The 14,625-nt window shown below is 34.2% G+C and carries 12 protein-coding genes; 4 read left to right on the top strand and 8 right to left on the bottom strand.

Annotated features, from left to right (window positions below; translation table 11 throughout):
- Window positions 1-4 precede the first annotated feature (4 nt).
- The 4 genes from VOI54_RS07985 to VOI54_RS08000 form a co-directional block, all read right to left on the bottom strand.
- Window positions 5-1,645 (bottom strand): DUF1800 domain-containing protein, encoded by a 1,641-nt coding sequence (locus tag VOI54_RS07985; RefSeq protein WP_326282197.1) that lies wholly within the window; start codon window positions 1,643-1,645, stop codon window positions 5-7.
- A 173-nt stretch (window positions 1,646-1,818) separates the two neighbouring features.
- On the bottom strand, window positions 1,819-4,113 hold the full coding sequence (locus tag VOI54_RS07990; protein ID WP_326282198.1) for a FecR domain-containing protein: 2,295 nt from the start codon (window positions 4,111-4,113) through the stop codon (window positions 1,819-1,821).
- Window positions 4,114-4,168: 55 nt separating this feature from the next.
- Window positions 4,169-5,065 (bottom strand): FecR family protein, encoded by an 897-nt coding sequence (locus VOI54_RS07995; RefSeq protein WP_326282200.1) that lies wholly within the window; start codon window positions 5,063-5,065, stop codon window positions 4,169-4,171.
- 101 nt (window positions 5,066-5,166) lie between these two features.
- Window positions 5,167-5,682 carry an RNA polymerase sigma factor gene (locus VOI54_RS08000; protein WP_326282201.1) on the bottom strand — a complete coding sequence of 172 codons (516 nt, stop codon included), beginning with the start codon at window positions 5,680-5,682 and terminating at the stop codon, window positions 5,167-5,169.
- A gap of 149 nt (window positions 5,683-5,831) precedes the next feature.
- Here VOI54_RS08000 and VOI54_RS08005 point away from each other — a divergent pair, with 149 nt between their 5' ends.
- The 4 genes from VOI54_RS08005 (at window position 5,832) to VOI54_RS08020 (ending at window position 10,779) form a co-directional block, all read left to right on the top strand.
- Window positions 5,832-7,583 carry a hypothetical protein gene (locus VOI54_RS08005; protein WP_326282202.1) on the top strand — a complete coding sequence of 584 codons (1,752 nt, stop codon included), beginning with the start codon at window positions 5,832-5,834 and terminating at the stop codon, window positions 7,581-7,583.
- 186 nt (window positions 7,584-7,769) lie between these two features.
- The gene (ffh, locus tag VOI54_RS08010; RefSeq protein WP_326282203.1) at window positions 7,770-9,098 is read left to right on the top strand and encodes a signal recognition particle protein; all 1,329 of its coding nucleotides are present in this window, start codon (window positions 7,770-7,772) and stop codon (window positions 9,096-9,098) included.
- Between the two features lie 31 nt (window positions 9,099-9,129).
- Entirely contained in the window at window positions 9,130-10,005 is an 876-nt protein-coding gene (gene folD / locus VOI54_RS08015; RefSeq protein ID WP_326282204.1) for a bifunctional methylenetetrahydrofolate dehydrogenase/methenyltetrahydrofolate cyclohydrolase FolD, read from the top strand.
- Between the two features lie 33 nt (window positions 10,006-10,038).
- The gene (locus tag VOI54_RS08020; RefSeq protein ID WP_326282206.1) at window positions 10,039-10,779 is read left to right on the top strand and encodes a YwaF family protein; all 741 of its coding nucleotides are present in this window, start codon (window positions 10,039-10,041) and stop codon (window positions 10,777-10,779) included.
- Between the two features lie 2 nt (window positions 10,780-10,781).
- Here VOI54_RS08020 and rluF read toward each other — a convergent pair whose 3' ends face one another.
- The 4 genes from rluF to VOI54_RS08040 form a co-directional block, all read right to left on the bottom strand.
- Complete coding sequence (rluF, locus tag VOI54_RS08025; RefSeq protein ID WP_326282208.1) at window positions 10,782-11,543, bottom strand: 23S rRNA pseudouridine(2604) synthase RluF; 762 nt, start codon at window positions 11,541-11,543, stop codon at window positions 10,782-10,784.
- A 20-nt stretch (window positions 11,544-11,563) separates the two neighbouring features.
- Window positions 11,564-12,385 (bottom strand): alpha/beta fold hydrolase, encoded by an 822-nt coding sequence (locus tag VOI54_RS08030; protein WP_326282209.1) that lies wholly within the window; start codon window positions 12,383-12,385, stop codon window positions 11,564-11,566.
- Window positions 12,386-12,475: 90 nt separating this feature from the next.
- On the bottom strand, window positions 12,476-13,033 hold the full coding sequence (locus VOI54_RS08035) for a hypothetical protein (RefSeq protein ID WP_326282210.1): 558 nt from the start codon (window positions 13,031-13,033) through the stop codon (window positions 12,476-12,478).
- Between the two features lie 44 nt (window positions 13,034-13,077).
- Window positions 13,078-14,619 (bottom strand): helicase HerA-like domain-containing protein, encoded by a 1,542-nt coding sequence (locus VOI54_RS08040; protein ID WP_326282211.1) that lies wholly within the window; start codon window positions 14,617-14,619, stop codon window positions 13,078-13,080.
- Window positions 14,620-14,625: the final 6 nt, after the last annotated feature.

A 14,625-nucleotide genomic window follows, 5' to 3' on the forward strand; every position in this document is an offset into this window, starting at 1 on the left:
CAGGTTACATTAATTGAAATTCTGCTGCATTGACCATAGCGGTTATTAGAGCGTCAAGCCGACTTCTTACAGTGGTGTCATCATTATCATTGAGGTATTGACTCCAGGTTCCGACCCAATAATAATCAGGGAAGCCTTCATCAACTAAAAATGTTTTAAAGTAATTAATTCTGTCTGTATCTATAGACTCCGGATAGAGTAAATCTGCAATTTCAGAGATGAGCAGATTGGGGTCTGATGGGGTTGTGGTTTTATTCTTGGCAAAAAGAACAGTATCAATTTGAGCATAAATATTACCTGAGGTAATGGTGTTCTTCCCTAAAATAAAACTTGTTATAAGCTTGTAGCGTCCAATAATGGTATTGGATGAGAACCAAATTCTATCAAAGCTTGGTTCTTGGTAGTATGCCGGATAGCCAGCTACAGAGTCCGGATTGTATAACTCCATACCAGCTGTTTTGAAATAAACATTATGAACGAACTTATGAAAGAAATTTCTATAAAAATTCAAGGCTTCACCAGATGGGTCAGGGTAACTCACCTCAAACATGGTACAGAGTTCACTAAACATTTGAAGCGGACTTTTTATAATACTTCCAATAATTTCATCAGAAGCATCACTATCATCAGCGTCGTAAAAATGCTCGCTGGTTAACAGTTGTGTGACTACTGGTAAAATTTCAAAATTGTTATCAATGAGCGTTTGCGCAAGCGGTTCAATAATATCAGCTTCAACTATATCATCCCAGGTGCTTTTTACAAAATATCGGTACAGTTTCCGGCAGTAAGCCCTTGCTGTTTCTCGTTGTGCAAAAACCATTTCTACAAAATCATCAAGTTCGTCTATCATCCCTGAGGCTGTATCTCTGCCTGTGATTACCTGGTTGTTAAAGGCGCTACTAAAAGTCTTATCATTTTGATCATGTTGTCCAATGTTAGCATAACCTGAAGGGATATTGGTGTCTGAATCAATAGTGCTACGGTCTGATCGTTTTTTAAACCCCGAAAATACCTTAGCAGCCTGTTGTACATCAACTTCGGTATAATTGGTGTAATTGCCTTCTCCTGCTTGTTCTCCTTTTAGGATAGTAAAGAGCTCTAAATACTCTCTGGCATAATTTTCATTAGGGTTGTTTTTATTATTTTGAGTATTATCTAAATAGTCAAGCATGGCATTATCCAGCGTTATTTTTTTAGCCAGGTCTTTAATGTTTCCAAGTGCATAAAAATCTAATAACCTGATATGGTCATAAAAAAAAGTGGCTGCTCCGGTTCCTGAATCTTTTCCTACCGTAAAGCTGGTATGTAGGAAAAACGACAATTTGTGTTTTAGTGTGGTTTGATTTATAGCATTATACCACCACCATGCGGTTACTAGTGCCCGTTTTCTTGATTGCCCGCCAAAAGAGTTTGGTAATTCTGTTGAAGAGGTCCAATACCCATCAGGAGCTCCGTCGGGTAGTGGATCATAGGGTTCCGGTAATATATTAGCTGGATTGCCTGTTAAACTATTTACCGCATCGGTTGCAGACATGCCAACAAAAGTGTCAAGCTGCGCTTTGCTAAAGTTAAAGGTAGCCCGCCTAAGCAAGTGTTTAGCTCGTCTTAAATCAAGAGCAGTACCAAGTGGATTTAATGATGCCATCAATAAATATTTTTGAAAAAATAACTAAAAATTTGAATTTTAATGTTAGAATTTTGAATTATTCGTTGAATATCAGTGGATTATCATATAAATATAGGATGAAATGCATATTTATAAAGCATTTTTTGAAGTCGGCTATTATCAAGACCTTCCTTAGTATAATACGGTTTTGATTAAAAAGAGACCCTGAAACTTACATTAGGTGTAATTCCAAGGGATTCATTCTCAACTTTATTTCTGATGTTGTCACTATCAAGATTATAATAGCTGTTCAGGATGTTTTTTTTGTTTAGCAGGTTCCAAATAGAGGCACCTACGGTAGCGTGTGCATCATCTGAAATATTAAATTCATAAATAGCAGAGCAATCCACCCTTAAATAATCATCTAATCTATTGCTGTTAGGGCTGGCATAGGTTATAGTGTCATCATCAGGGGAGTCATTATCAGCTGGTTCGGTAAAAGGCTTTCCGGTATGATAATTTAAGCCTAAAGCTAATTTTAAGTTATTGTAAGTATAACTTCCCGCAAAAGTTAATATATGCTTAATGTCAACGTTATTAGGAAACGGGTTTCCATCATTTAATTTTTTAAATAAGTAATCGTTAGAGCTGTAAGAATAGGACAACCAACTACTAATAATATCACTGAATTGTTTGTTCAATAAAAAGTCAATACCCTTGATCTCGTAACTGCCTATTTCATTTTCAAATTGATATTGGTTTTGAAAGCCCTGGCTTCTGGTAGTTATTCCATTTACCTTTTTTAAATAAGCTTCAGCACTTATTAACAGCCTGTTTTTATTAAAGTGGATACCTGCAGATAATTGCTTGCTTTTTAGAACAGGAACCGGATATATAGTTTGATTGCCATCCTCAATAACTTCGGTATTATTATTTGCCAGAACCCATCTGCGCTTTTCTATACCTAAAAAATCATTTTGTAAATCAATAATTTGTGAGGTGGTTTGACTTTTGAATTCACCTAAAACCTCAAATCTAAAATGATTTAAAAACCGCTGGCTAAAGCTTAATCTAGGCTCGGCAAGTAACATATTAAATTTGTTTATATAGTTTAATCGTCCACCAAAATTTAAGCGTGTTCCGGCGCTTCTTGATAAAAACCCGGTTTCGGCATAAATAGCATGTGTTCTGATAACCTTTCGTATAAAACTTCTAAACGGAGGATTATTAACATCTTCCAAATTACTTATACCAACTTCAGTGAATTGATAACCTCCATTGATTTTTAACAGATTGTGGGCCGTGTAATTTATATCAAACTTTAGAGAGCCATCATAAACCTCATTCTCCTGTATTAAACGTTGGTTATTAATAATATCAAAATTGGTTGCATCCAGATCATAATTTGAAACATAAGCTTGAGATGTGGTAGAGAGTTTATCTGTCCAATCTTTAATGTAAGTAATGCCTATAGCAGAATTGCGCTGTGATAATTTACTGTTTAAAGCTTCACTTCTTTGATTAATAGTAGATTGCTCATCATAGTTTAAGTTATTGTCAACATGTAAAAAATGAACCCGAAGTTTATCTGCTGGAGTTATATCATAAAGAAACTTTGCTGTAATATCATAGAAATAGAAATTTTCATTTTGTGATATTGAATTATTACCGCTTTTGGACTTCGTAAAATCTGAATCCTGAAAAATACGTTTTGAATATTGTTCAAAAGTTACGGTATTTATTAAATCTGTAATAGAACGCCTTGTTGATAATTGTAGTTCGGTATTTTTTGACAATGGGATTTTAGCATAACCATCAGCGTTTATCAAATTAAACCCAATACCGGCTTTAAACTCATGGTCAATGTCATCAGGTAGCTGCATATCAATAATACTGGAAACACCATCGCCGTATTTAGCACGGGAGCCATTTTTATATACATTTACACGTTTAGTTGTGTAGGGATTAAAAGCAGAAATAAGTCCGAAAAAATGGCCGGATTGATACATTTTAATACCATCCCAAAGCAATAAATTTTGATCATGTGTACCTCCCCGAACGTTAATGTTTGAAACTGTTTCGTCAGTACTTAAAACACCCGGTATGGCTTGAATAGTTTGTAAAACATCAGGTTCAATAAGTCCCGGAAGAATACCAAGTGTTTGAGGTTTAATGGTAATAGAACCATCGTTTAGTTTGGTAATACCTGAGGTTAAATAATTGGTAACAACAACTTCTTCCAGATTTTGTATGCTGAAATTAGCTTTTTCCTTTTTAGGTGCTCTAATGATTATAAAACGGTTATCAATTAGTTCAAAATCTAGTTTAGTGTCTTTTTCAAGTACTTTTAAAACGGCTTCAATAGATGTGTTTTTATCAATAAGAATACGACTCTCTTTATCTTTTACGGTGTCATCAGCAAAGGAGAAGCTTATATTGAATTGTTCTTCAAGTTGTTTTAAAATGATAATAAGGGGTTGCTTCTCTTTTTGAATGTTCTGAGCCATTAGGCTTGTAATATTCAATAAAAAAAGACATAAAATGATAGAAAGAGTCCCTCTTCTATTCACGCTTTAAAGTTATAGCACGGTTGGTCTTACTATAGGTTATATGAAATGGGAGGGTAATGGATTTTAAAGCCAGATCAATATTATCATGAGCAAAACTACCCGTAAATAATTGTTCAGAATCAATACCAATTAAGGTTACATCAACGTCATACTGCCTTTCAAATTCAGCAATAACAGCCTTGAATGGTAAACTTTTAAATGTACTGGCGTTGTTTAACCACGAAGGTATGATGCGATTTTCTTTTTCTTTAGCAATTTTTTCCCCATCAATAATTAAAAAACTGTCTCCAGGTTTTAATTTCGTTTCCTGAGAATTGTGCATTACACCAACAAGTCCTTCGTAGCAAACAACTTCAAAATAATCATGTCTTTGTTTAACATTAAATTGTGTACCATATACTGTAACAGACCCTAATTTTGTCTTTACTGTAAATGATGATCCTTTAGCTACTTTAAAAAAGGCTTCTCCCTGAAGATCTACTTCACGGTCCTGTTTCCAGCCTTTTTTATTGTATGTTAAAAGCGACTTTGCGTTGAGGGAAACACTAGAGGCATCCGGTAGTTCAATAGTAGCTTTTTGAGCAACCTCAGTAGATATAGAAGTATCTAATGTGGTTGAGTAATAATACAAGCTAAAACAAACAGCTAATATAGCAGCTACACGCATAAAAGGTTTAATCCATGGTGTGGATTGCTTTTTAGTACTTTTAATAGCAGACAGCACATGCTCCAATTCCTCAGAGCTGTTGTACTCTTTAGCCTTAAAAGCTTGCAAGTTGTTATCTAACATCACTAATTCATCATAGTCTTCAAGGGTTTTAAAGGCCTCAAATTCCTGATCATTTAGGTTGTTATCTAACCATTTTGATATTAATTCTTCTCTGTTCATAATTACTTATTCATTTATATAACAGCATACTTTAATTTTTTCCTACCCCTAAGGCGAAAAAATATTAAATTTTTTATTTAGAGTGTATTATTCCCTAATAACTATAACTCCTTAATATCTTTTCTCAACTTTTCCAAAGCACCGTAAATACGTTTTTCAACAGCTTTTGTTGAAATATCCAATAATTGCGCAATTTCTTTAAAACGTTTTCCTTCAACACGGTTCATCATAAAGGCCACACGTTGTGCGTCGGTTAAATTACCCAAAGCGCGTTGTAACTTATCATTATATTCAGATTCCTGCATTAAAAACTCCGGGTTCTCATTAGTGGACATTTTAGGCTTGGTTTGCTGATGCTTTAAGACTACTTTTTGATGTGCTACTTCATTTAACATTAAATTATTGGCTGTAGTAAATATAAAACTCTTGGCTTTATCCGGAGAAACTTTTGAGCAATTTTCCCAAAGTTTCACAAAAGCCTCCTGTACTTTATCTTTAGGATTTAGTAATTCGCCAAACTTATAGTATAAAAAGTTATGTAAATCTGTGGCATGTTTATTAAAAATAGACGAAAATATGTGTTCTTCACAAATATTTTCAAATAGTTGCTTCCCCATTCGTGTTGGTAGTTGGTGCCACTAAAATAAGCTTTTTTGAATTTTAGTTTTTTGGTTTTTTTGAATTTTTTCTGATTTAGGGGTAGGAATTTTTAAAGTTGAGCTGTTTTATATTCAAAAAAGCTATGTTTAACCCAAAAACACAAACCATGAAAACTAAATTAAAATTATTATTACTGTTGCCTTTTTTTGCCCTTTTGTTATTTACATCATGCCAAGATGAGGTAGTTGATATAACAGATCCGGAAGAATCTGAAGCCCTTGTTGCAGAGTCAGAGTTAACAAGTTTATTGTATTCTACATCTATTATGGATGGATCTGATGATAATATTATTGATAAAGCCAGTTGTACATCGGTAAAATTACCTATATCAGTAAAAGTTAATGGTCTTGAGATTATTATTGATTCTAAAGAAGATTTTAAAACTATAGAAGCTATATTTAATGAGTTTGAAGATGATGACGATAGACTGGATATCATTTTCCCTATTACTATTATTATTTCAGACCATACAGAAATAACCATTCAAAATAAAGCCGAATTAGAAGAGTTAATTAAAGATTGTAGAGGAGAAAATGAAGAAGATGATGATATCGAATGTATTGATTTTCAGTATCCAATTTCTTTTTCAGTATATAACACAGACTTTCAAATTATTGATGTTGTAAATATTGAAAATGACAGGCAGTTACACCGTTTTATTAAACGTGTCAAATCCAAAGAAGTTTTTGCCAGCTTAAACTTTCCTGTAACTATGGTTTATGCTGATGGATCAACAGTTGAGGTAAACAATAATTTTCAGTTAGCCCGTACTATAAGAGAAGCTAAAAACGACTGTGATGAAGATGACGATAATGATTATGGTGATGACGATTTTACAAAAGAACGTTTAGATGAGTATTTGAAAATCTGTCCATGGGTTGTTCATGAATTCAAAAGAAATAATCAAGATAATACAGAAGCATATAAAGAGTATGCCTTAAACTTCAAAGAAGACGGTGTTGTTGTTATGCGTGCAAGAGGTGGAGATGTATTGACCGGTACATGGAGCACTAGAGTAAGTGACAGAGGCGCTCTTTTAAAAATGAAATTTGAGACTTTAGAAGATTTTACTTTAGAATGGATTGTCTATGATATTGAATACGGTAAGATTAAATTATATGAAGTTGGAGGTAACAGAATCATCATGAAGAAAAACTGTGATGTAGTTATTGACCATACTAAAGAAAGAATACAGAATTATTTACAAGAATGTTTATGGAGAATAGCACGCTTAAATGTTGATGGTGCAGATAATGAAGAAGAGTATATAGGAACACCTTTAAAGTTCTTTGAAAACAACGTTGTTAAAATAAGAGTAAATGGAGAATTAGTTGAAGGTACTTATGAAATTGGAGCTAGAAATGCTGGTTTTATTTTGACAATTAATTTAGAAGGAAGGCCTGATTTAAAGCTGGAATGGTTAATTACTTTCCTAGAGCCGGGATTGATAAAACTTTCTAATGCCAACAATAAAATGGTTTTAAAAAGACATTGTCCTGACGGTGATGAAGACATAAATTATATTGGAGATGTACTTGCCAATGGCGTGTGGGAAGTGGCTAAATATGTAGATCAGGATATTGATGAAACTCAAAACTATGAGGGTTATGTGATTGGATTTGATGATAACGGAATGTTATTTGCTGAAGGTAATGGAAATGATTACAGAGGGTCTTGGTTAGCATACAGAAACGAAGGTTTATTTTTAGGGTTGAATTTTAAAACTCAGGATGAGCCATTCAGTGAGCTAAAACACAGATGGAGAATCAAAGAGATCACGCCAAATAGAGTTGAGTTAAAAGATTATAATGCAACCGGAGAAATTGAAAGAATATTAGTCCTTGAAAAAACATTGTAAGATGTTATTTGGTTAATTAAAGGTGTGCTTATTTTTAGGTTGGTTAGGTTAATTAGTTAAGGCCTCTTTATTAAGGCTGTCAATTTAAATTGGCAGCCTTTTTTATTTATATACTATTGTGTTATGTTTCTTCCTTTATATGCTTCAAATCATTAAATTTGCAATTCTTAAAATTTAGATGAAATTATGTTTAATAATTTAAGCGATAAATTAGATAAAGCCTTACACGTTCTTAAAGGACACGGAAGCATCACAGAAGTTAATGTAGCAGAAACTTTAAAAGAAGTTAGGCGCGCTTTGTTAGATGCCGATGTTAACTTTAAAATAGCTAAACAATTTACCAGTACTGTAAAGGAAAAAGCACTTGGACAAAATGTATTAACTACACTTCAGCCTGGGCAGTTGATGGTAAAGATTGTTAAGGATGAGCTAACCGAACTTATGGGGGGAGATGCAGAAGGGATTAATCTTTCCGGTGCTCCAAGCGTGATTTTAATGTCTGGTTTACAAGGTTCGGGTAAAACAACCTTTTCCGGTAAGCTTGCTAATTATTTAAAAAACAAGAAAACTAAAAAACCGTTATTGGTAGCCTGTGATGTATACCGTCCGGCAGCTATTGATCAATTACATGTTGTAGGAGAACAAATTGGTGTTGAGGTTTTTAGTGATAGAGGTAACAATGACCCTGTAGCCATTGCAAAAGCAGCTTTAGATCATGCCAAAGCCAATGGGTTTAATGTGGTTATTATAGATACCGCAGGTCGTTTGGCGGTAGATGAGGCCATGATGACTGAGATTTCTAACATTCATAAAGCTATTCAGCCTCAAGAAACGCTGTTTGTAGTTGATTCAATGACCGGTCAGGATGCAGTTAACACGGCAAAAGCTTTTAATGATGTCCTGAATTTTGACGGGGTTATCCTTACCAAATTAGATGGTGATACACGTGGTGGTGCAGCAATTTCCATAAAATCTGTAGTCAATAAACCTATTAAGTTCATTGGTACCGGTGAGAAAATGGAAGCTATTGATGTATTCTATCCATCTCGTATGGCAGACCGTATTTTGGGGATGGGAGATGTTGTGTCTTTAGTAGAAAGAGCACAGGAACAGTTTGATGAACAGGAAGCCAGAAAACTTCAAAAGAAAATAGCTAAGAACCAGTTTGGGTTTGATGATTTCTTAAAACAGATTCAGCAAATCAAGAAAATGGGGAATATGAAGGACCTGATGGGAATGATTCCCGGGGCCGGAAAAATGTTGAAGGATGTTGATATTGATGATGATGCTTTTAAAGGTATTGAGGCTATTATACATTCCATGACACCTAAAGAACGCAGTACACCAACAATTTTAAATGCCAGTAGAAAAAAGCGTGTTGCTAAAGGTTCAGGGACTTCAGTACAAGAAGTAAATCAGCTTTTAAAGCAATTTAACCAAATGAGTAAGATGATGAAAATGATGCAAGGAGGTGGCGGCAAAAAGATGATGCAAATGATGAAAAACATGAAGTAGTTTTAATTTAGCAAACAGCAAATATTACAGTATGACCATTTTAGACGGTAAAAAAATAAGTAACGATATTAAAGAAGAGATCACTGAACATGTTAAGTCCATGGTTTCAAAAGGGGAGAAAGTACCGCATTTAGCCGCAATTTTAGTTGGATCTGATGGGGCCAGTATGACTTATGTAAATGCTAAAGTAAAAGCTTGTGAGCGTATTGGTTTTAATTCTACACTTATTGAATTACCCGAATATACTACAGAACAAGAATTACTGGATAAAATCAATGCGCTTAATACAGATTCTAATATTGATGGGTTTATAGTGCAATTGCCTTTACCGGAACAAATTGATGAACAAAAAGTTTTAATGGCTGTAGATCCTGATAAGGATGTTGACGGTTTTCACCCGGTAAACGTGGGTAAAATGGCTTTGGATTTACCAACATTTTTGCCTGCAACACCTTTTGGCATACTTGAACTCTTGGAAAGATATCAGGTTGAGACTTCAGGAAAACATGTTGTTGTTATGGGAAGAAGCCATATTGTTGGTCGCCCCATGAGTATTTTGATGAGTCAGAAGCGTAAAGCGGGAGACGCAACGGTTACCGTGGTTCACAGTAGAACTAAAAACCTGTCAGAAATAACCAAAAGTGCAGACATTATAGTGGCCGCTATAGGTATATCTGAGTTTTTAACAGGGGATATGGTAAAAGAAGATGTGGTTATTATTGATGTTGGAATTACGCGTGTACCGGATGCTACAAAGAAAAATGGGTACAGGCTAGCCGGTGATGTTGAGTTTGAAAGCGTTAGTAAAAAAGCCAGTTATATTACTCCGGTTCCAGGAGGTGTAGGACCAATGACTATTGCCATGCTTCTTAAAAATACACTATTGGCAAGAGAAAGACATAATTAGTAAATTGTACAGTATTTAATTATAAATTGCATTATGGGGCTTTTACGTTTTAATGCAATTTTTTTATGGGATGGAGTTAAAATTGGTACTCCAGAGCATTTGTTTCCAGTAGCTTTTACAGTTTTTTTTGCTATTCTTTTTATTACTTATGCCAATAGAAAGTTTAACAAGAACCAGCAAGACTATGCATTACAGTTTTTTTCGTGTATTATTAGCCTCTCAGTAGTTGTCTTTCATGCTCAAAAAATTAGCTCAGGTAATTATAGCGTCTCTACAGATTTGCCATTGTATTTGTGCAGTTTTTTGGGACTAATTATCCCGTTATTTGCATTTTTTAAAAAATACTGGATGTATGAAATATTGTTGTTTTGGATCATTGGAGGTACGTTGCAAGGTGTCCTAACTCCAGATATTCCTATTGGGTTTCCAAGCTTTGATTACTTCAGGTATTGGATAGTGCATTTAGGGCTTTTGGTAGTTATATTTTATGCCACCTTTGTTTTTAATATGCGCCCCAAATTAAAAAGCGTATTCAAATCTTTTTTTGCCTTACAGCTTTATGTTATCCTTATGATTGGTGTTAACTATCTTTTAAATGCTAATTATTTTTATTTGAATGAAAAACCACAATCAGCCTCGTTATTAGATTATTTTGGAGATTGGCCAATATACATTATAGTCGTTCAAATAATTATAATACCGTACTTTTTGTTGATTTATTTACCGTTTTATCTCTCCGGAAGAAAAAGAAATTTCAGAAATCAAATACATTAAGACTATCTTCTTCTTTTATTTGAAGACGGTGTAAATTCTTTAGAAGAGTTACTGATCAATTGGTTTAGCTTATTCAATTCTTCATTTGTAAGATCACGATATTCACCTACCGGAACATCAAGGTTAATGTTCATAATTCTAACACGCTTTAAGGTCTGGACTTCGTAATTTAAATAGCTGCACATTCTTCGGATTTGCCTATTTAAACCTTGTGTTAGAATAATTTTGAATGTATACGTACTTAGTTTTTCGACTTTACATTTTTTGGTAACCTTGTTTAATTCGGCAAGTGGAATACCACCAGACATGCGGTTTACAAAAGTTTGAGAGATTGGCTTGTCAACGGTAACAATATATTCTTTTTCATGGTCATTACTGGCACGAAGAATCTTATTGACAATATCGCCATCATCCGTTAAAAGAATTAAACCTTCACTGGGCTTGTCAAGTCTGCCAATAGGAAAAATACGTTTTGGGTAATTAATAAAATCAATAATATTATCCTTTTCTACAGAGGTGTCTGTGGTGCAAACAATACCAACAGGTTTATTAAAAGCTAAGTATACAAAAGCCTTTTTATTGTTTTTTATTTCTTGTCCATCTACAGCAACAATATCATGAGGCGCTATTTTGGTTCCCATTTCCGGGACAGTGCCATTTATAGTTACGCGTCCAGCCTCAATAAGCTTGTCTGCTTCCCGTCTTGAGCAGTATCCAACTTCACTCAAATACTTATTTATACGTTTTAGTGCTACATCTGCCATGGCTCAAAAATACAATAAACTTAAGTGTTTAGAAAGTTTAAAATGTATTGGTAAACTTTATCGGATTTAAGTCTATGACCATGACCTATAGTTTTTATTAATTCGGAATTTTTATAAACACGATGAATATCCAGAGCTTCCTTAAATGAAATGATTCTATCTTTTTTATCGTGAACTATAAGGCCTCTTGGTTGAATGTCATTATAGAAGTTTTCAGCGCAGTAATATTCAGGAACCTGATTGAAATGTTTTAAATAATGAGCTCTTATAGCCTTTGAAACCCTATTATTATATCCCATCATTTTAACATAATTATTAACAGAAATACCCAGATTTGAAGGTGCACCCAGTAGGACTAATTTTTCTAAGGAAGAAATATTATGGTTCTTCAGGGCAATAGCGCAAGAGGTGCCACCAATGGAATGCCCAATAACGGCATAAGGCTTAAATTGCTGAATGGCAAGGTTAATGCATTCAGAATATAAAGGTGCATTAAACATCTTACTACCCGAGGCACCATGTGCCGGAGCATCAATGGATATAATGTTGTAGCGGGCTTGCTTTAAAAGCTCAATTAAATCCTTCCACCTAAAAGAATTACTATCCCACCCATGAACAAGCAATATAGTGTCTTTATCTCCTTTCCAATGATAGGTTTTAAAACTAAAGTTATTATAAATTAAATCCTGTTGATTCGCAGTTTTTAAATATTGTATGGCTTCTGCATTTAGTTTCGCTTTACGAGGTACAGAAAAAATAAGTACAGCAAGTCTAGCGGCAAGCCTGGAAGAGATATAACTAATGAGGTTAATTGTTCCTCCAATAATTCTGTGAATATTCATTTAATGTTTGTACAATCTTATCATAAACTACTTTCTATAATGTTAATTAATAGCTTTGGTAAGATTGGATTTATAGCGTTATACGTTATATTAAATATTCCAATGTATAAAAAAGTATTTCACCTTGGCATCATCCGGAATATGCGTGGGTTCAAACTTTAAATCCATATCAAATCTAAGGTTTGCCGGAAGTTCTTTCTTATCAAAGGTAAAACTCGCATTAATAGCATCTACTGCAACAACTACAGAATTAATCAAATTACTAATTCGGGTTATTTTATATTGCTCATGAATGTTTTTAAAAGTACTTATGGTAGATATGTTTTTATCTGTTTTATACCTATTGTCCAGTATTCTTATATTACTAATGACCGAAGTAGAGTCCAGACTGTATTTTGGGGTAAGAGAAAGAAGTTTTTTACCACCTTTTTCATAAATGTCAATGGTATTGGTATTTCCTGTAAACTCATCTCCACTTATAAGTTTAACAACAGAGTCGTTGGGGTAAATGCTTTCTAAATCTTCGACCTGAGTAGAATCTGTTAGTAAACCAATATGTTGTTTTGAAATTTCAAATGGATTTTGTTTTGTATTACAACTTGAAAATAAAACGATCAAGGCAACTAAGCCTAATAAAGAATTGCGCATATAATTGATTAAATTTTTAAATTAATGAATGTTATATAATTGAATTATTTTTTCATCACTTTGGTTAAGATACCAAAAACACTTCGTATAAAAGTTGCACTGGTTAGTACTTTGACAATAGGGTTCATCCTGGTACTTCTTGATCTGGTACTCCTCGCTCTTTTTTTAGATTCCGCTTTTTTCAAAGCTTCTTTTTCTTTTCTGGCTTTTTCTTTGGCTTCTTCAGCTTCAGCCTGTTTTATTTTGTCGTTTAAGAGTTCATAGGCGCTTTCCCTATCAATGTCCTTATTGTATTTTTTTACCAGTTTAGACTCGGATAATAACGTGTTTAATTCGTCATCTGTTAAAACGTCCATTCTACTCATTGGGGCTCGCATCATAGTGGCAGCAAGTGGGGTGGGCCTGCCTTTTTCATCTAAAGCAGAAACCAAAGCTTCACCAATACCTAAGGAAGTCAATACGTCTGTGGTGTTGTAATACTCTGAGTCCGGATAGTTTTGTGCAGTTAGTTTAATAGCTTTTCTATCTCTTGCGGTAAATGCTCTTAACGCATGTTGGATTTTTAAACCAAGTTGCCCTAAAACTGCTTCAGGAACATCGGTGGGGTTTTGAGTTACAAAATAAAGACCAACTCCTTTACTTCTTATTAGCTTTACAATACTTTCTATTTGATTTAAAAGGGCTTTAGAAGCTTCATTAAAAATTAAGTGGGCTTCATCTATAAACATAACAAGTTCTGGTCTGTCACTATCCCCTTGTTCCGGGAAAGTAGAATATATTTCAGCTAATAAGCTTAACATGAATGTTGAAAATAATTTGGGCCTGTCCTGAATATCAGTAAGTCTTATAATGTTAATATAACCCCGGCCATTTTCATCAATTCTTAATAAATCCTGAGTGTCAAATGAAGTTTCTCCAAAAAATAAATCAGCACCCTGTTGTTCCAATTCAATAATCCGTCTTAATATTGCTCCAGTAGAGGCCGTTGAGATTCTGCCATAAGCTTCTGTAAACTCTTTTTTTCCTTCCTGGGTGGCGTATTGGAGTATTTTTTTAAAATCTTTTAAATCTAAAAGCGGTAGTTTGTTGTCATCACAATATTGAAAAATTACAGAAACAATACCGGATTGTGTTTCAGTTAAATCTAATATACGGGATAATAATACCGGACCAAATTCGCTTATTGTTGCTCTAAGTCTTACTCCATTTTGTTCTGAAAGTGTTAAAATTTCAACCGGAAAAGCTTTAGCTTCAAATGGTAATCCTATTTTTTCATGGCGCTCATCAATTTTTGGATGACCGGGGCTAGGTTGTGCCAATCCACTTAAGTCTCCTTTAATATCCATAAGCAAAACAGGAATTCCTTTATCACTTAAGTTTTCAGCTAATACCTGTAACGATTTAGTCTTGCCTGTACCAGTTGCTCCGGCAATTAAACCATGGCGGTTCATAGTCTTTAAAGGTATTTTTACGTGAGCTCCTGTTATTGTTTCACCATCTAGCATAGCCGCTCCAACAGAAATAGCCTCTCCTTTTGTGGTATTACCTTCAGTAATATAATTGAAAAACGTGTCCTTGGTTGTCATTCCTTT

Origin of the sequence: Alterotamlana spongicola, assembly GCF_035818475.1 — a bacterium.
Classification (GTDB): Bacteria; Bacteroidota; Bacteroidia; order Flavobacteriales; family Flavobacteriaceae; genus Cognatitamlana.